General features: G+C 67.8%; 17 protein-coding genes. 9 read left to right on the top strand and 8 right to left on the bottom strand.

Translation table 11 applies throughout. The features are described 5' to 3' along the window. Positions 1-60: 60 nt before the first annotated feature. A complete protein-coding gene (locus A5691_RS04450) occupies positions 61-1,359 on the bottom strand; it encodes a sensor histidine kinase KdpD (protein ID WP_231972846.1) in 1,299 nt (432 codons plus the stop codon). 36 nt (positions 1,360-1,395) lie between these two features. Between A5691_RS04450 and A5691_RS04445 the strand changes: the two genes are divergently transcribed. Beyond that, positions 1,396-2,070, top strand: a complete 675-nt coding sequence (locus A5691_RS04445) for a response regulator transcription factor (RefSeq protein ID WP_197694384.1) — start codon at positions 1,396-1,398, stop codon at positions 2,068-2,070. Here the strand turns inward: A5691_RS04445 and A5691_RS04440 are convergent. Next, the gene (locus A5691_RS04440; protein WP_067756466.1) at positions 2,063-2,257 is read right to left on the bottom strand and encodes a ferredoxin; all 195 of its coding nucleotides are present in this window, start codon (positions 2,255-2,257) and stop codon (positions 2,063-2,065) included. The genes A5691_RS04445 and A5691_RS04440 overlap by 8 nt on opposite strands. A gap of 174 nt (positions 2,258-2,431) precedes the next feature. On the opposite strand from A5691_RS04440, the gene adhE reads away from it, so the two are divergent. Beyond that, a complete protein-coding gene (gene adhE / locus A5691_RS04435) occupies positions 2,432-5,062 on the top strand; it encodes a bifunctional acetaldehyde-CoA/alcohol dehydrogenase (protein WP_067756469.1) in 2,631 nt (876 codons plus the stop codon). Here the strand turns inward: adhE and A5691_RS04430 are convergent. Then, complete coding sequence (locus A5691_RS04430) at positions 5,047-6,003, bottom strand: LLM class F420-dependent oxidoreductase (RefSeq protein WP_068015642.1); 957 nt, start codon at positions 6,001-6,003, stop codon at positions 5,047-5,049. The genes adhE and A5691_RS04430 overlap by 16 nt on opposite strands. Before the next feature lie 417 nt (positions 6,004-6,420). Between A5691_RS04430 and A5691_RS04425 the strand changes: the two genes are divergently transcribed. Genes A5691_RS04425 through A5691_RS04410 form a run of 4 tightly spaced genes read left to right on the top strand, consistent with a single transcriptional unit; the run spans position 6,421 to position 10,846 of the window. After that, complete coding sequence (locus tag A5691_RS04425) at positions 6,421-7,617, top strand: acetyl-CoA C-acetyltransferase (RefSeq protein ID WP_231980963.1); 1,197 nt, start codon at positions 6,421-6,423, stop codon at positions 7,615-7,617. Continuing rightward, positions 7,614-8,396 (top strand): enoyl-CoA hydratase/isomerase family protein, encoded by a 783-nt coding sequence (locus A5691_RS04420; RefSeq protein ID WP_067889965.1) that lies wholly within the window; start codon positions 7,614-7,616, stop codon positions 8,394-8,396. Before A5691_RS04425 ends, A5691_RS04420 begins: the two co-directional genes overlap by 4 nt. Further along, the gene (locus tag A5691_RS04415; protein WP_068266441.1) at positions 8,393-9,541 is read left to right on the top strand and encodes a CaiB/BaiF CoA-transferase family protein; all 1,149 of its coding nucleotides are present in this window, start codon (positions 8,393-8,395) and stop codon (positions 9,539-9,541) included. Before A5691_RS04420 ends, A5691_RS04415 begins: the two co-directional genes overlap by 4 nt. After that, on the top strand, positions 9,542-10,846 hold the full coding sequence (locus A5691_RS04410) for an acyl-CoA dehydrogenase family protein (RefSeq protein ID WP_067891672.1): 1,305 nt from the start codon (positions 9,542-9,544) through the stop codon (positions 10,844-10,846). 94 nt (positions 10,847-10,940) lie between these two features. Here A5691_RS04410 and A5691_RS04405 read toward each other — a convergent pair whose 3' ends face one another. After that, positions 10,941-11,639 (bottom strand): MspA family porin, encoded by a 699-nt coding sequence (locus A5691_RS04405; RefSeq protein WP_197499047.1) that lies wholly within the window; start codon positions 11,637-11,639, stop codon positions 10,941-10,943. A gap of 175 nt (positions 11,640-11,814) precedes the next feature. Here A5691_RS04405 and A5691_RS04400 point away from each other — a divergent pair, with 175 nt between their 5' ends. After that, a complete protein-coding gene (locus tag A5691_RS04400) occupies positions 11,815-12,072 on the top strand; it encodes a hypothetical protein (protein ID WP_067891670.1) in 258 nt (85 codons plus the stop codon). Between the two features lie 12 nt (positions 12,073-12,084). Here A5691_RS04400 and A5691_RS04395 read toward each other — a convergent pair whose 3' ends face one another. The 4 genes from A5691_RS04395 to A5691_RS04380 are packed head-to-tail and all read right to left on the bottom strand — an operon-like array spanning position 12,085 to position 15,233. Then, on the bottom strand, positions 12,085-13,044 hold the full coding sequence (locus A5691_RS04395) for a phosphotransferase family protein (protein WP_068015146.1): 960 nt from the start codon (positions 13,042-13,044) through the stop codon (positions 12,085-12,087). Beyond that, positions 13,045-13,845 carry an SDR family NAD(P)-dependent oxidoreductase gene (locus tag A5691_RS04390; protein ID WP_068015149.1) on the bottom strand — a complete coding sequence of 267 codons (801 nt, stop codon included), beginning with the start codon at positions 13,843-13,845 and terminating at the stop codon, positions 13,045-13,047. It abuts the gene before it with no gap. Positions 13,846-13,890: 45 nt separating this feature from the next. Then, positions 13,891-14,319, bottom strand: a complete 429-nt coding sequence (locus A5691_RS04385; protein ID WP_067756489.1) for a DoxX family protein — start codon at positions 14,317-14,319, stop codon at positions 13,891-13,893. After that, positions 14,316-15,233 (bottom strand): alpha/beta hydrolase, encoded by a 918-nt coding sequence (locus A5691_RS04380; protein WP_082950129.1) that lies wholly within the window; start codon positions 15,231-15,233, stop codon positions 14,316-14,318. The genes A5691_RS04385 and A5691_RS04380 overlap by 4 nt, the downstream gene beginning before the upstream one ends. 67 nt (positions 15,234-15,300) lie before the next feature. Here A5691_RS04380 and A5691_RS04375 point away from each other — a divergent pair, with 67 nt between their 5' ends. Further along, positions 15,301-15,624 carry a multidrug efflux SMR transporter gene (locus A5691_RS04375; RefSeq protein ID WP_082950130.1) on the top strand — a complete coding sequence of 108 codons (324 nt, stop codon included), beginning with the start codon at positions 15,301-15,303 and terminating at the stop codon, positions 15,622-15,624. Between the two features lie 251 nt (positions 15,625-15,875). Next, positions 15,876-18,029 (top strand): glycogen/starch/alpha-glucan phosphorylase (locus A5691_RS04370; RefSeq protein WP_068015153.1); only part of this gene is annotated, 2,154 nt, incomplete at its 3' end.

The raw sequence follows: 18,029 nt of genomic DNA, 5'->3' as shown, positions 1-18,029 counted from the left end.
TGCGGCATAGGCGCGTGTGCCAATCACTGGCCTGCACGGGCCAGCGCCGGGCACCGCCGATCAGGCGATGGGTGCGCGGAAGGTGGCGATCAGGCCGCCGCCGTCGCGCGCCCCGAATTCGACCCGGCCGCCCATCGCCTCGGCGATCTGCTGCACGATCCACAGGCCGAGCCCGGCGGTGCCCCGCTGGCCGCCCACGCTGACGTATTTGGTGGTCAGCTCGCCAAGGCTTTCGGCCGGGATGCCCGGTCCCCGGTCGGCCACAGTGCAGACCAACTCTCCGCCTTCGCGCGCGCACGCGACGTCGACCGGTTCGCCGCGGCCGTGCCGGGACGCGTTCTCCAGCAGGTTGGTCAGCAGCCGGCGCAGACCCTGGGCGTTGACGGCCACGGCCGTCAGGTCATCGCCGACGCTCAGTCGCAGCCGCGGCACGCCGAGGCCGACCGCGTCGGCGGCCGCGACGATCAGGTCGGCCACGTCGACCCGGCGGACCTTCCCCGCCGAAAACGTCGGGCGGCGACTCAGCGCGACGTCGGAGAGGGCGTCGAGCATGTCGGCGAGGTGGCGCACGTGCCGGGCCACCAGTTGCAGACTGGTTTCCCGGTCGGCCTGCGACATCGGCCGCGCCGAAGTCAGGGCCTCGGTCAGCGCCTCCAGAGACGTGATGGGGGTGCGGAATTCGTGCACCAGAACCTGGAGTCCATCCTGTTGCGACTGGTAGGACCGCAGCAGGCGCGCCCGCAGGTCGCGCTCCTCTTCGGCGGCGGCGTGTTCGGCCTCGGCTTCCACCAGGGCGCGCAGCCGGGAGCGGTGTTCGCGTTCGGCGAGCGTGGACAGCCCCGCGGTGATGACCGCGACGAAGATCAGAAACACCGCCGACCAGCCCGCCAGGAGCGCCGGGGCCGCGGTGGCCGGGAGCCCCGGCGACGAGACCAGCGCGACCGGGATATAGATCGCGCCCAAAAGCACTGCGACCAAGAGGGTTTCACCGAAAGACAGTCGTGCCGCCGAGGCGATCACGGCCAGCGCCAACACCGGGACCACCGGGCTGTACACCCCTCCGCTCAAGGCGATAAGCGCCAGCGTGAACGCCGAGTCGAAGCCGGTGACCAACCATGAATAGCGGGTGCGCCGGACCTCCAGCTGCGGATAGGCCATCACGACGGCCGCGTAGACCATCGCCGCGCCCAACACCGCCAGGGTGGTCGCCGTGTGCTGCCGGAGCCACTGGGGTCCGATCCCCATCAGCACGCCGACCGATACGACGACGGCAACTCGTACCGCGACGACCGTGCGGGCCAGCCCGTAGTCCTCGCCGTCGAAGTCCACCGTGGTTCCGAGGTGATCGAGCGGTCTCACCCAGCTGACCATAGGGTTGGGGTTAGCATCGCGGCAATGACTCGCTCGCCATACGTCGTGGTGATCGTGGATGACCACGAGCTGTTCGCGCAGGGCCTCGCCCTGTTGCTGACCCGCGAGTGGGGCGAACTGTTCAGGGTCGGCGGCCAGACGACCTACGTGGAAGAGGCCGCCGACCTGGTGGCCCGCTGCGACGCCGACGTCGCGATCATCGACCTGTCGATGCCGCCCTTGGGCGGGGTCGCGGCGATCCGGCATGTCAAGGCGCGCCGGCCGAGGACCCGGATCCTGGCGCTGTCGGGTACCGACGACCTGGCACTGGCCGAGGAGGCGTTGCGGGCCGGTGCCGACGGCTTCCTGTCCAAAACCGCGCGGCCCGAGGCGCTGGCGGGGCCCCTATGGACCATCGCGGAGGGCCTGCGGGTCGTCGACGGCGCCCTGCTCGACGCGTTGCTCAGCAACACCCGCAAGCCGCCGTCCGAGCTGCTGGACAATCTCAGCGCCCAGGATCTTCAGCTGTGGACCCTGCTCGCGGCCGGTATGGAGACCGGCGACATCGCCCAGCGGATGCTGGTGTCGGAGCGCACCGCCAAACGCATGGTGGCGTCGCTGCTGCACAAACTCGGGGTCGGCAACCGCATCGCCGCCGCGGCGCTGGCCGGCCGCTACCGGTTGCTCGATGACGTCGCCGAGACCGGCCGGATCAGCTGAGGATCTGGATCGCTTGGGCGGGGCACATCGCGGCCGCCCGGATCACCCGGTCACGCTCGGCTTCGGGCGGGTCGGGCTCGAGCACGACCACTTGATCGGCACCGTCGGGAATGTCGAAAACATCGGGAGCGGCCAGCAGGCACTGCCCGTGTCCCTCACACAGGCCGTAGTCGACGGTGATGCGCATGACCGCCAGTATCGGCGCCCGACTGGCACCGCAGTCGGTCCAATCGCGCCAGATGTGGCCTGGCCGGGCCAGCCCGTCGAGGGCCTTTCAGCCCTACTTTGCGTCGACGCGTACGACGTAGCATCTGCTCATTCTGGAGCCGCCAGTGTCCCTTCCTGAACCGAGAACCCGATCATGACCACCACGCAAACCGAGCCCACCTCCATCGAAGCGCCCGAGGTCGCCGAACAGCGCAGGCACGAAATCGACGCGATCGTCGACGCGGCGGCCGCGGCGGCCCGGGAGTTCCGCAACCTCGACCAGCAACAGGTCGATGCCATCGTCGAGGCGATGGTCCGCGCGGGGGTACGCGCCGCGGGGGAACTGGCAAGTGTCGCGATCGAGGAGACGGGCTTCGGCGTCTTCGAGGACAAAGTCGTCAAGAACTATGTGGCCACCGAGTTCCTGCACGACTATCTGCGGGGCAAGAAATCGGTGGGGGTCGTCGACGAGGACGTCGAGCACAACATCGCCTACGTGGCGGAGCCGATCGGGGTCGTGCTGGCCATCACCCCGGTTACCAACCCGACGTCGACCGTCCTGTTCAAGGCGATCGTCGCCGCGAAGACCCGCAACGCCATCCTCTTCCGGCCGTCACCGTATGCGGTCGGCTGCTGCGAACGCAGCGTGGAGATCCTTCGCACGGCGGCCGAAGCGGCCGGGCTGCCGCCGGGGGCGCTACAGGTCATCCCCGACGCCGCGCACGAGGTCACCCACTATCTGTTCAAACATCCGGGAGTCGACTTCATCTGGGTGACCGGTGGGCCGAAGATCGTGGCGCTGGCGAATTCCGCCGGAAAGCCCGGCCTGTCGGTCGGCCCCGGGAACGCACCGATCTACATCCACAAGACGGCGGACATCAAGGGCGCGGTCGTTGACATCCTGATCTCGAAAACCTTCGACTCTTCTGTCATCTGCCCGGCCGAGCAAACCTGCGTCATCGACGACGAGGTCTATGACGAGATGATGGCCGAATTCGAGCGGATGGGCGCCCAGTTGCTCACCCCGGACCAGGCGAACGCCCTGGCGGAATTCGCGTTTGGCTGCGGCGACAAGGTCTCGCTCGAGGCCGTCGGACAGAAGGCGTCCGAGCTGGCCGACCGGGCGGGCTTCAGCGTGTCACCGACCGTCAAGGTACTGCTGGCGCAGCTGCCCGCCGACTTGGACGAACTCGCCGAACACCCCCTGTTGCAGGAGAAGCTGATGCCGGTGCTCGGCGTGGTGCGGGCACGCAGCGTTCAGCACGCCATCGACGTCGCCGTCCTGGTCACCGAGCACGGCGGTCTGGGCCACACCTCGGCCATCTACGCCAACGACGAGGAGGTCATCGACGCGTACGGCCTGGCGGTCCGCACCGGCCGGATTCTGGTGAACGCCCCCACCGCGGTCGGGGCCCTCGGCGGGGTGTACAACAACCTGACCCCCACCTTCTCGTTGGGTTGCGGCACGTGGGGCGGATCCAGCACGACGGAGAACGTCAACTACCGGCAGCTGCTGAACATCAAGACGGTCTCGCGGCGCCGCACCCCGCCGCAATGGTTCCGCGTCCCGTCCAACACCTACTTCAACGAGGGCGCACTGGACAACCTGCGCGAACTCGACGGCGATACCGTCGTCATCATCACCGATGCCCTCACCGAAGAGCGCGGCGTCGTCGACCAGCTCCGCGGCAAGTTGCGCGCCGAGCACGTGCAGGTCTTCAGCGAGGTGACGCCGGAGCCCGACGAAACCACCATCCGCCGCGGTGTCGCGCTGCTGGAGCGGGCCCAACCCGATCTGCTGCTTGCCGTGGGCGGCGGTTCGGTGCTCGACGCCGGCAAGGCGATCCGGCTGTTCTACGAGCACCCGGAGAAGGGCCTCGAGGAGCTGACGATGCCGTTCCTCGATCCCCGCAAGCGCGTGGCCGATTATCCAGTCGACCGTCATCGTGTCCAATTGGTTGCTGTCCCAACGACATCGGGTACCGGTTCGGAAGTCTCACCGGCGGCGGTGCTGACGGTGGGCGGCAAGAAGGAGACGCTCGTCGATTACAGCCTGGTGCCCGACCTCGCAATCGTCGACCCGGTCTTGACCTCCTCGATGCCGCAGAAGCTGACCGCCGACACCGGCATCGACGCGCTGACCCATGCTTTGGAGGCCGCGGTCTCGATCTTCGCCTCGCCCTATACGGACGCGCTGTGCGCCCAGGCGGCACGACTGATCTTCGATGCGTTGCCAAGGGCATACGACGACCCCGATGACCTGTCCGCGCGGACCGACATGTCGAACGCCGCAACCCTTGCGGGGCTTGCCTTTTCGAATGCGTTCGTCGGGACCAATCACGCGCTCGCCCATGCCGTGGGCGCGAGATTCGGGATTTCGCATGGTCGGGCGAACGGGATTTTCCTGCCGCATGTGCTGCGGTACAACGCAAGCCTGCCAAGCAAGTTCATGCCCGCGCCGGGATATTCCGCCTACGTGGCGCCGGACAAATACGCGCAGCTCGGCCAGCTGATCTTCGGCGGCCATGAACCCGACGAATCCCGCGCCCGGTTATTCCGTGGGGTCGATGATCTGCTCAACCGACTCGACATGCCGCGATCCCTGCGGGAGTACGGCGTCGACGAGGACCAGTACCTGGCCGCGCTGCCCGCGCTGGCGATGACGGCGTTCGAGGACCTCAGCAACCGTACAAATCCGCGGATGCCGTTGGTCAGCGAGATCACCGAATTGCTCCGGCTGGGTTTTTACGGCGCCGCTCAAGGCGATGCTCAGCCGCGTAGCTGAGGCAGCACGTCACGCTCGTACGCGGCGAAGAACCCGTCCATGTCGGGACCGATCTGCTGGACGTACACCTCGTCGATGTCGGCGTCGATGTACTCACGCACCTTCGCGACATGGGTGTCGGGGTCCGGTCCGCAGGTGACCGCTTCGGCGACCTGGTCCGGCGTCACGAGTGACATCAGCGCGGCGAAATCCTTGGGCCGCGGCAGGGTCTGCGCCGACTGCCCGGGCAACGCGTCGTTCCCCCATAACCGGTGCGCCGCCTTGAGCGCCGCCTCCGCATCTTCGTCCCAGCTCACCTTCGTGCCGCCCTGTACCGGTTTGTTGCCACCGCCGGCCTCGCGGAACGTCTTGACCAGGTCCGCCTCCGGCATCACCAGGACGAAGCCGTCGCCGATTCGCCCGGCCAGCTCTGCGCCCTGCGGCCCGAAACCGGACACATAGATGGGCACCGGTTGGTCGGGCCGGGTGTAGATGCGGGCCTCCTGCACCTCGTAGTGCTTGCCGTGGTGGCTCACCTCGTCGCCGCGGTGCAGCTTGCGGATGACGTCGACCGCCTCCTCCAGCATTTCCTGCCGCACACCCACCGACGGCCACCGATCGCCGAGGATGTGTTCGTTCAGCGCCTCACCGCTGCCCACCCCCAGCACGAAGCGGCCGTCGAGTTGCACCGCGGCGGTTGCGGACGCCTGGGCGATGATCGCCGGATGGGTCCGGATGGTCGGGCACGTCACGGCGGTGCTCACCGGCAGCGACGTCACCTCGGAGAGCGCTCCGATCACGCCCCACACGAACGGACTCTGGCCCTGCTCGTCGTTCCACGGATGGAAATGATCCGAAATCCACAGCGCATCGAACCCGGCCGCCTCCGCGCGCTTGGCCTGGTCGATGAGTTCCTTGGGGCTGTACTGCTCGCACGACAGGAAGTATCCGATCTTGGTCATGGCGGCGGGCTACCCGCTGCGGCCTGCGGTATGCGCCGGTTTGGCCGTTTATCCGCCGCGCACTTGGGAGTTCATCCGCCGGTGCCCGGCGCCAGACCTCGATCCCGAAACGTCCCCGCTGCGGATCGCCATGCCGGACAGATGGTTTCGCGGCGCTGCGCGGCTATGCCGGTGCCGATCGGCGCCGCGCTCGATCTCACCTCCCACCCGGCCACAGCCGCCACGCCGCGCGACCCTGCGCGCGAAGGCCGTGTGACGGGTGTGACCACCCGTGGCGCGCCGGGCCACCCCGCGAGAATCCCTTCGCCAATTTGGAGAAGGTAGTTCTCCAAAGCCGAGAGACGATTTACGATACCGGTGATCTGTGAGCTCTCCCGACGATCGGAGTCCGTCATCGACGCCTGGATTCTCGATGCGGTGCGCACACCCCGCGGCCGGGGCCGCCCCGACGGGGGCCTGCACGCCGTCCACCCGCAGGCCCTCTTCGCGCGTTGCCTCACCGCGCTCGCCGAGCGGACCGGATTCGAGCCGGCCGACGTCGACGACGTGATCGCGGGCAACGGCATCCTCGGCGGCGAGCACGGCGACGACATCGCGCGGCTCGCGGTTCTGCTGGCCGGATGGCCCGAGACCGTGCCGGGGATGACGCTGAACCGGTTCTGCGGTTCCGGTCAGCAAGCCGTCACCGTCGCCGCGTCGTCCATCGCCGCCGGCAATGACGACCTGGTGATCGCCGGCGGGGTGGAATCGATGTCCCGGTGGGGCGTCACCGTGGGAGCCCCGACGATCGACGGCCAGAACCCCGACTTCCGCGAGCGATATCCCACCGTGCCGCAGGGAATTTCGGCCGACCTGATCGCCACCCTGGAGGGGTTCACCCGCGAAACCGTCGACGCCTACGCCGCGCAGAGCCAGGAGCGCGCCGCCGTGGCGATCGACGAGGGCCGGTTCCTGGGTTCGCTCGTCGACGTGGCCACACCGAACGGGCCAGTCGAGCGCGACGAACACCCGCGCCCCGGCACCACCACCGAGACGTTGGCACGCCTCAAGCCCGCCTTCGCCGCGATGGGTGGCACCCGCCCCGACGGCGAGCAGCACACATTCGACGAGATCTGCACTCAGCGCTACCCCGGCATCGACCACATCGATCACGTGCACCACGCGGGCAATTCGTCCGGGGTGGTGGACGGGGCCGCCGCGGTGCTGGTCGCGTCCTCCAACTGGATGCACGCCGCGGGCGTCACCCCGCGCGCACAGATTCGCGCCGCCGCGGCGATCGGTAGCGAACCGATCATCATGCTGACCGCCCCCGGTCCGGCGGCCCAGCGCTGCCTACAGCGCGCCGGCATGGCGGTCGATGACATCGACCTCTGGGAGATCAACGAGGCCTTCGCCGCGGTCCCGCTGAAGACGATGCGCGATCTCGACATCGACCCCGGACTGGTCAATGTCAACGGCGGCGCCATCGCCCTCGGCCACCCCATCGGCGCCACCGGGGCGATGCTTATCGGCACCCTCCTGGACGAGCTCGAACGCCGGGATTTGACAACGGGTCTGGTGACCATGTGCACCGGCGGCGGGATGGGCACCGCGACCATCATCGAGCGGGTGTGACCGTGCCGCACACCCTGGAGCTGGACCGGCCGTGCGCGGGGGTCGCACTGCTGCGCCTGAACCGCCCCAAGCAACTCAACGCCATCAACGAGGCGTTGCAAAGCGAATTGCGCCTTGCGCTGGCCGATTTGGCCACCGACCGCACGGTGCACGCCGTGGTGCTGACCGGCGCAGGCCGCGGCTTCTGCGCCGGAATCGACGTGCGCGACTTCGGCCCCTCGATGCTGGATGCCACCGCGCCCGCGCTGGACCGGATGCGCTTCCAGGAGCGGATGGCCGCCCTCGCCGAAGCCGTGCGGGCGTTGCCACAACCCGTCGTCGCCGCCGTCAACGGGCCGTGCGTCGGGGCCGGGCTCGCGTTGTGCCTGGCGGCCGATATCCGAATCTGTTCGCACGCCGCATCATTCGGCAACGCCGCCATCCTGCTCGGTCTCTCCGGCGCCGAGATGGGCATGAGCTACCACCTGCCGCGCATCGTCGGCACCAGCGTGGCCGCCGACTGGATGCTCACCGGGCGCACCGTCTCGGCCACCGAAGCCGACCGGCGCGGCCTGGTGAGCGAGGTGGTCGAGCCGGACCGGCTGGCGGAGCGGGCCGTCGAGCTGGCCGCGCTCATCGCGAGCCATTCCCCGCTGGGCGCAGAACTGACCAAGCGCGCCCTGCAGGTCAACACCGACGCCGCCAGCCTCTCGGCGGCGCTGGAGCTGGAGAACCGCAACCAGGTCATCTCGCATGCCACCGACGAGGCGGCCGAGCGTCGCAAGAAATGGTCGTCGTGACGGGTCCGCTGCGCGGCGTGCGCGTCGTCATGATGGGCGGCCTGGGGCCTGCCCCGTTCTGCGGAATGTTGTTGGGCGACTTGGGCGCCGACGTCATCCGCGTAGACGCTCTCGCCGCCGTGGACGGGCCCCTTCCCATCGACTACACGGTGCGCCGTAGCCAGCGGTCGCTCGCCGCCGACGCCAAGGACCCTCGCGGCAGGGAGCTCGTTCATCGCCTGGTCGCCGAGGCGGATGCCTTCGTCGACGTGTACCGGCCGGGGGTGGCAGAACGACTCGGCATCGGCCCGGACGAGTTGCGCGGGCGCAACCCCCGTCTGGTCTACGCCCGGATGACCGGATACGGGCAGGACGGGCCGCTGGCCGGCCACGCCGGTCACGACATCAACTACATCGCTTTGGCGGGCGCCCTGCACGGCATCGGCCCCGCCGAATCCCCGGTGCCGCCGCTGAATCTGGTCGGCGACTACGGCGGTGGGGGAATGCTGTTGGCCGTGGGCCTGCTCAGCGCCATCCTCGAGGCGCGCGAGTCCGGCGCGGGTCAGGTGCTCGATGTCGCCATGGTCGATGGGGTGGCCACCCTGTTGACGCCGTATTTCGGGATGGTGCCCGCCGGCACCTGGCGCGACCGGCGCCACGACAATCTGCTCGACGGGGCCGCCCACTTCTACGGCGTGTACGCCACCGCCGACGGTGGCCACTTCGCCGTCGGCGCGATGGAGCCGAAGTTCTACGCGGAGCTGTGCGATCGCCTCGGCGTCGACGTGCCGCACGACGACGACGCGCCGGGCGCGTGGGCCGCCCATCGCGCCGCCCTGGCCACCCGCTTCGCCGAGAGGTCGACCGAGGAGTGGCAGCGGCTCCTCGATACCCCGGGATGCTGTGCGACACCGGTGCTTTCGCTGGCCGAGGCGCCACGGCACCCGCACCTCACCGCGCGGCGAACGTTCATCGACGTCGACGGCGTCACCCAACCCGCCCCGGCGCCCCGGTTCTCCCGCACCCGGCCGCCCACCCCGACACCGCCATCGCTTCCCGGTGATCACACGCGCGCGCTGCTGGTCGAACTGGGGTTGAACGCACAAGAGATCACCGAGCTTGTCCAGGCGGGCGTGGTGGCACAAAGCAACCGAGAGGGCCGATAGATGTCGTGGGACTTCTCCACCGATCCCGAATGGGCACGGCAACTCAAATGGGTCGAGGACTTCGTGCGCGAAGAGTGCGAACCCATCGACCTGATCGTCAAGGAATCCCATGACCTCAACGACCCGGTGCGCCAGGCGCTGATTCCGCCCCTGCAAGACATCGTCAAGGAGCGTGGCCTGTGGGCCACCCACCTCGGGCCGCACCTGGGCGGCCCGGGCTACGGCCAGGTGAAACTCGCGCTGCTCAACGAGATCCTGGGCCGCTCGGAGTGCGCGCCGATCGTATTCGGCTCCCAGGCCCCCGACTCCGGCAACAGCGAGATCCTGGCGCACTACGGCACGCCCGAGCTCAAGGTCCGCTATCTCGAGCCGCTGCTCGACAACCGCATCGTGTCCTGCTTCTCGATGACAGAGCCGCAGGGCGGCGCCGACCCCAAGGTCTTCCGCACCACCGCGGTGCAGGACGGGAATCACTGGATCATCAACGGGGAGAAGTGGTTCTCGTCATTCGCCTCGATGGCGTCATTCCTGATCGTGATGGCCATGACCGATCCCGAAGCGCCGCCCTATCAGCGTTACTCGATGTTCGTCGTGCCCGGCGACACGCCCGGCATCAACGTGCTGCGCGACGTCGGCCTCGGCTATCAGCCGGTGGGCGGCGGGCGTGAGGGCTATGTCCGCTACGAGAACGTCCGGGTGCCGGCCGACCACATGCTGGGTCCGCGGGGCGGCGCCTTCGTCGTGGCCCAAACCCGCCTGGGCGGCGGGCGGATTCATCACGCGATGCGCACGGTCGGCCTGGTCCGCCGGATCTTCGACATGCTCTGCGAGCGGGCGGTTTCGCGGTACACGCAGGGCGAGGCGCTTTCGAACAAGCAACTCGTCCAGGAGATGATCGCCGACTCCTGGATGGAGATCGAGGCCTTCCGGCTGCTGACCTTGCAAACCGCTTGGAAGATAGACCAATTCAACGATTACAAGGCGGTGCGGGCAGACATCTCGGCGGTGAAGGCGATGATGCAGAAGGTGCTACACGACGTGTCGTCGCGGGCGCTGCAGCTGCACGGCTCGCTGGGTACCACCCACGAGATGCCGTTCGTGCAGTACCTGGTGGAGTCGTTCGTGCTGGGGCTTGCCGACGGCCCGACCGAGGTGCACAAGGTGACGCTGGCCCGCTTGCTGCTGAAGGACCGTGCTCCCGCGCCCGACCTGTTCCCGTCCGAACATCTGCTGCGGTTGCGCGCGGCGGCCGAGGCCAAGTTCGCCGACAAGTTGGCCGGCATCCCGCGGCGTGGCGATCGCTAGCGCCGCGGAGCCGGGCGAAGCGGGTCGCCACCATCGGGCCCGTGGCGATCGCTAGCGCGGCGGAGCCGGGCGAAGCGGGTCGCCACCGTACGCGTTAGACGGCTTTCGTGACGCCGACATACGACAGCACCACGTCGGACAGATCGGTCATCCGAGTGAGCACCGCGTAGGAACGGATGAAGGACTGGCCGACGCATCCGTCGATCTTGATGTGGAAGTTGCTGATCATCACCCAGGGGTTCGCACCCTTGAAATTCTTCTTGATCACCGGCACCGTCAGGACGAGGCCGGGTTTCATTCCGATGCTCATCACGCCGTTCATCGGCGTCGAAACGAACGGCAGCAGGGGCGGCAACGTACCGGTGGTGTCGAAGGTGGGGCTGACGCCGGGGATGATGCCGGCGCCACCCTCCATGATCACGCCGTTGGATGTACTCATATCGATCCCGCAGCCGATCTGGTAACCCACCTCCAGGATTCCGTGGGGCTCTTCCGGTCCTTTCAGCGAGCCGACGAAGATGCCGCTGGCCATGTATTCGCGCGAGGCGATGGAGGTGGTCAGCGGTGCCACCGGGACTTGCATCTCGTCCTTGGCGCCCAGCCCCAGGGTCCAGCCGTCGGGAGTGTTCAACAGGACGGGGGGATTCGATGGCACCGTCCCATCGGCCGGTGCCGAAGTCGCAGCGGCAGGCTCGATCTCGGGACCGTCATCGGGATCACCGGACGCCGCCGGCGCCGTGACCACAGACAAAACGAGGCAAGCGGCGACCACCAGGGCACGACGAACGACCACGGTTACCGGCCTCACGCACGCCAACGTACGCACTTACCGTTTCGAGTCGCGAAATTTGCTGGGCGCCCGATCAAAGTCGTTGTGTGTTCGTGACTCTTATGCGACTTGGACGCCGAAGCTAGAATTAGGCTTTGTTAGCCGGCAGTTCAGGCAAACGACGGAAGGGGCCGCGACCATGAAGCGCAGATTCGCCGCCGTACTTGTCGTGGGTTCGGTGGCCGTCGCAGTCATGACCGGCGCCGGCGGATTCGCGGTCGGAACGGCGCTCGCGTCTCCAGACCCGGGCCAGGTGGACGACATCCCGACGATCGACGAATGGCAGATCCAGTACCCGACGACGATGACGAACCCATACGAAGATTCAGTCGGCTCTTCGGGTGACTGGGGTGGCGTCGGGATGTGGTGCCAAAATCTCCACGCCAATTGCGCCTGATCACCCACACCGTCAGATCAGCAGTGACCGCGCCCGGTCCAGCAAGCCCGGCAGCGTTGTCGCCATCGCTTCCAGTTCCGCTCGCGGGGCCGCTCGTCGCCGATTGTGCTTGACGATCAGCGACCACGTCGCCGCCGATTTGAAGCAGGCGAGCGCGCGGAACCAGGCCACGTCGGTGATGTTGCGGCCCAGTTCTTTCCGATAGATGTCGGCGAGTTCGGCGACGGGGGGCACCTCGGCCGTCGAGCGCGCAACGCGCCGGTACGTGTCCGGGTCGCAGTTGATCAGGAACCAGCCGGCGTCGATCCGCGGATCGCCCACCGACCAGATCTCCCAGTCGATCACCGCGTTGATAGACGAGCCGGTCGCCATCAGGTTGCCCAGACGGAAGTCACCGTGCACCACGCTCGGCCCCATGGGCGTTGGCGCGCAACCCAACAACGCGTCGCGCACCCCGGGCCAATCGGGCACCAGCGCCGCATCGACGGTCTGCAGCGTCTCGGACCAACGCCAGACTTCTGCGACCGCATCGACAATCGGTTCATCACCCAGGCCGATTTCGCCGGGCCGCAAACCGTGCAACGCGGCCATGGCCCGGCATGCATTGCGGTACCGCTCGGCCAAGCCGGCGCCGCCGGTGCAACCGTCGAAAAGCGGTTCGACGCATTCGCCTTCAACGTGTGACATCACGAACAGCGGCGGTGTGTGTGGCGGTTTCCCCGGGTCCTCCCATAACACCTCGGGCACCGGAACCGCGCTGCCCGCAAGGGCTTTCAGGAGGCGGGCCTGCCGCAGCACGTCGCGATGCGCGACCGGTTCGACCCCGGGCGGGGCGACCTTGATCACCGCGGGCCGCCCGTCCAGGGCGCCCCGGAAGGTGAGGCTGGAGGCGCCCCCGGAAATCGGTGCGACGCCGGTGATTCCGGCGCCCGCCAGGCGCTGCCGCAGCTCGTCTAAGTCCAGTTCGGCCATTCAGCCGGCCGACCTGGTCCAGCCGACCTCGGCGAGGAAGGGCTGGGTGTGCGCGATGCGTCCGGTCAGGATCTTCGGGTCACCGGTACACAGCCGGAAGGCCGTCTCGGTGATCAGTTCGATGTCTTCGGTGTCGGTCTTGGCCAGGTCGAGGGCGCCGGCCCCGGGCGTGGCCACGGGATTGCTGGGAGCGGCGGCGTTGACGGCGATCCCGTCGTCGTACAGTTCGGCCGCAAGGCTTTTCGTCAGCCGGTTGAGCGCGGCCTTGACCGTCCCGTAGAAGCCGAAGCCCGCGGTGCGGTCGAACTCGGAGAACGGCGGGCCCGGTGGCAGGTCACCGCCCAACGAGGTCAGGTTCAGGATCCAGCCCCGCCCGCGCTCCCGCATTGCGGGAATCGCCAACTGGCTCAACTGCAATGGGCCGAGGACATGCATCTCCATCATCAGGCGGGCCCGCCGTTCCGGGAAGCCGTCCAGGGGCCGCAGGAAGGTCACCGCCGCGTTGTTGACCAGGATGTCGGGGGCGCCGACGGCGCTGACCACTTCGGCGAACAGCCTTTCCCGTTCCTCGGGCCGCGATAGGTCGGCTTGGACCCCGACGGCCTTCCCGCCGCCGGCGACGATCTCGGCCAGGGTCTCGCCCAACGAGCCCTGGTACTTGGGGTCCGGGTCCATCGTGCGGGCGGTCAGCGCGACCGTGGCACCGCGCGTGGCGAGCCGTGCGGCGATCGCCTTGCCCAGCCCCCGGCTGCTGCCGGTGACGAGGGCCACCATCCCATCGCACCGTTGGTCCGCGCTCATCCTCGACCTCCTACGGAAATGGCTTCTCCGTATCAGAGAATGCCATTATCGCCGGTTGAGGGGAAGTGCCCTCCCGCGTAGCGCGTCGATCGAGTAGCTCCCGCCACCCGTGAAAACCAGCAGCAAGAACGCGAAGCAGAACAGGATCGACAAGCCGCCGCCGTTGCCCGCCGGCGGATCGGCGACCGGCCAGAGCGCTTGTGGCTGGTGGATCCAGAAATAGGCGACCGCCATCTCTCCCGAGGCCACGAATGCGACGGCACGGGTGAACAGTCCGGCGGCGATCAGCACACCCGCGACGACTTCGATGAGCCCGGCGTACCAGCCGGGCCAGGAGCCGAACTCGACGCGAACCGGCGACGCCACCGGCCAATCGAACAGGCTCCTCGATCCGTAGGCGGCGAACAGCAGACCGTAGACAATGCGAAACACACTCAGCACCGCCGGGGCGTAGCGGCTCAGATCCTTCGTCACGATCCAGAGGTTACGGTCGCAGTCCAGTCGAGCAGGCGCCGCCAGAGCCGATGCCGGCTCGACGCCATGTTGTGGCAGTGCGCGCTGTCGGCCAGGACCAGTGTGGTGATGTCGGGGCAGGCGCGATACAGGCCGGCCTCGGCGCGCGGATCTGGCGACACGTCGACGGCGCCGTAGCCGATCAACACCGGAACCTCGATCTGTGCGGCGCGCTCGGCGACGACGCCGGGAATCATGGCGGTCCCGAACACGCGCGGCACCAGCGATTTCGCGACGACGCAGTCCGCCGCGACGACGTCGGCGGGGACGTCGGCGAGGTGAAACCAGCTCTGCAGATACTCGCGCGGGCCCTCGAAGTAGGGCTGCGGCAAGGCGGCGAGGATCTCCCGCTCGAGGTCGGCGCGTCCACGCGCGGTCGCCGACCGGGCGATGAATGCGGGGTCCAGGTTCAGCGGCGCGACGTGCTGATTGGTGCAGCCGAGCAGGGCCAGCGCGGCGTAGCTGCAGAACAGCGCTTGCTGGGTGATGGCCAGGTAGCCGCCGAGGGAATGCGCCAGGGCCACCGGCGGCGCGTGGACTCCGATTGCGGCGGGCAACGCGGACACCGCGTGCGCCAGCGTGGCGGCGATGTCAGGAAAGCCGAAATCCCCTGCTGGTTGCGAACTTTCACCCGTGCCCAGCGGATCGATGGTCACTACGTCATAGCCGTTGCCCGAGGCGAACTCGGCGAAGCTGTACCCATGCCGCCCGGGAATACGCAGGTCCCAGTAGTCGCGGCTGTAAGTGCCGCCCGGCAGGCAAACCAGGAGCCCGAGCGGCTCGCCGCCCGCCGGATAGTGGGTCGCCGCAAGCGACGCCCGCTCCCCGATCACGTCACCGACGTCGAACGTCAACGGCTGCGCGGCAAACGTCATACGGCGCAATCCTTCCACGACCCGTCCTGTACACACATACATGTACGTCCACACGCAAGGAGGCGTCTTGACTTACGTGTTTCTCCTCTGCGCCATCGTCGCGGAGGTGATCGCGACCAGCCTGCTCAAGAGCACGGAGGGTTTCACCCGACTGTGGCCGACGGTCATCTGCCTGACCGGCTACGCCGTCTCGTTCGCGCTCTTGGCGCTGTCGATCGCGCGCGGCATGCAGACAGACGTCGCCTACGCGTTGTGGTCGGCGATCGGCACCGCCCTGATCGTGCTGATCGCCGTGTTGTTTCTCGGCTCGCCGGTGTCTGTCGCGAAGGTCGTCGGCGTCGGGTTGATCATCGCCGGCGTGGTCACGTTGAACCTCTCCGGCGCCCATTGAGGCTAGGCGTGGGCCGCCGTTTCGTCGCCGGCCCGTGAGCTGCTGTTTACGCAACGGCCTTCAACCGCGCGCCTGGTGTGCAAACATCGCTGCCAGACTGACGCTCTGCCGTCCCCCGGGCGGCTCGGTTGATATTGCGGCAACCTCTAGGGAGCAGGACCACCATGACCGATGTCGAACAGACACCCCCCGACGGAGTCTCTCCCGCCAGCCCTACGCGGGCGGATCTGGTTGAGCACTCGCGCACCGGGATGAGCGCGGCCGCACTGCAGCGGGCCATCAACGACCACCTGCGCTACTCCATCGGCCGCCCAGCCGCGGCCCGGCGGCCCGAGCACTACTACCGGGCACTCGCCCTGGCCGTGCGCGACCGCATGCAGGACCGCCGGGTGGTCTCGACGCAAACCTCGCTCGATCTCGGCCGCAAGGTGACCTGCTACCTGTCGGCGGAATTCCTGATGGGGCCGCAACTGGGCAACAATCTGCTGAACCTCGGCATGGAGCGCGCGGCCCGGGAGGCGCTGGCGGCGATGGGCCAGAACCTCGACACCGTACTGGCGTGCGAAGAGGAACCGGGACTGGGCAACGGCGGCCTCGGCCGGCTGGCCGCGTGCTATCTGGACTCGCTGGCCACCCTGGAGCGGCCGGCGATCGGTTACGGAATCCGCTACGAGTTCGGCATTTTCGACCAGGAGATCCACGACGGCTGGCAGGTCGAACAGACCGACAACTGGCTCGACCACGGAAACCCCTGGGAGATCGCCAAACCCGACGTCAACTACCTGGTCAAGTGGGGCGGCTACGCCGCGCACTACACGGACGACGGCGGCCATGATCGCGTCCGGTGGGTGCCGGGGCGGGTGCTCAAGGGCGTCGCCTATGACACCCCCATCCAGGGTTACGGGGTGAACACCTGCAACGTGCTGACGTTGTGGAGCGCGCGGGCCGTCAAGTCTTTCGCGCTGGAAGCGTTCAACACCGGTGACTACTACGGCGCCGTCGAAGACGAGGTGATGTCGGAAACGGTCACCAAGGTGCTGTATCCGAACGACGAGCCGGAGGCGGGCAAACAGCTGCGCCTGCTGCAGCAGTATTTCTTCGTGTCGTGCTCCCTGCAACACGTGCTGCACATCATGGACGACCTGGCCGACGTCTCCGTCAGGGAGCTACCCCAGCGGTTTGCCGTGCAGCTCAACGACACCCATCCCTCGATCGGCGTCGCCGAACTGATGCGGTTGCTGGTCGACGAGCGACAGCTGGACTGGGACGAGGCGTGGGAAATCACGGTCGCCACGTTCGGCTACACCAACCACACCCTGCTGCCGGAGGCGCTGGAGACCTGGCCGCTGGAGCTCTTCGCGGAAGCGCTACCGCGCCATCTCGAGATCATCTACGAAATCAACCGCCGGTTCCTCGACGAGGTGCGCGCCCGGTTCCCCGGTGACGAGGAGCGGATCGGCCGGATGTCGCTCATCGGCGAAAGCGGCGGCAAGAACGTCCGAATGGCGCACCTGGCCACGGTGGGCAGCCACGCCATCAACGGCGTCGCCGCCCTGCACTCGGAGCTCCTGAAAAGCAGTGTGCTCAAGGACTTCTACGAGATTTGGCCCGAGCGTTTCAGCAACAAGACCAATGGCGTGACGCCGCGCCGCTTCCTTGCGCTGGCCAATCCCGGGCTCCGGGAACTGTTGGACCGCACCGTCGGTGACGGCTGGTTGACCGATCTGGGACGTCTGCGCGGCCTGGAGCCATTCGCCGAGGACGCCGCCTTCCGGCGGGAATGGCGTGACATCAAACGCAATAACAAGGCGCGCCTGGCCAGGTACATCCGCTCGGTGGCCGGCGTCGAACTCAATCCGGACTGGATGTTCGACGTCCAGGTCAAGCGCATCCACGAGTACAAGCGTCAGCATCTCAACGTGCTGCACGTCGTGGCGCTGTACCACCGGCTCAAGCAGAACCCCGGCCTGTCCATTCCGCAGCGTGCCTTCATCTTCGGCGGCAAGGCGGCGCCCGGGTACTTCATGGCGAAGCGAATCATCAAGCTGATCAACGCCGTTGGGGAAACCGTCAACGCCGACCCGGACGTCAACCGATTCCTGAGGGTCGCGTTCGTGCCCAACTTCAACGTGCAGAACGCCCACATGATCTACCCCGCCGCCGACCTGTCCGAGCAGATCTCCACCGCGGGCAAGGAAGCGTCGGGCACCGGGAACATGAAGTTCATGATCAACGGCGCGCTGACGGTCGGCACGCTCGACGGCGCGAACGTGGAGATGCGCGACGAGGTGGGTGCGGAGAACTTCTTCCTGTTCGGCCTGACCGAGCAGGAGGTCGAGGCGGTCAAGGCGAGCGGGTACCGCCCGGCCGACTACATCGACGGTGACGCCGAGCTGCGCGCGGTG

It is taken from the genome of Mycobacterium sp. E183 (genome assembly GCF_001667735.1).
Taxonomy (GTDB): domain Bacteria; phylum Actinomycetota; class Actinomycetes; order Mycobacteriales; family Mycobacteriaceae; genus Mycobacterium.
The sequence above is the reverse complement of the archived record's forward strand: the minus strand, read 5'-3'. Positions and strand labels throughout refer to the sequence as shown.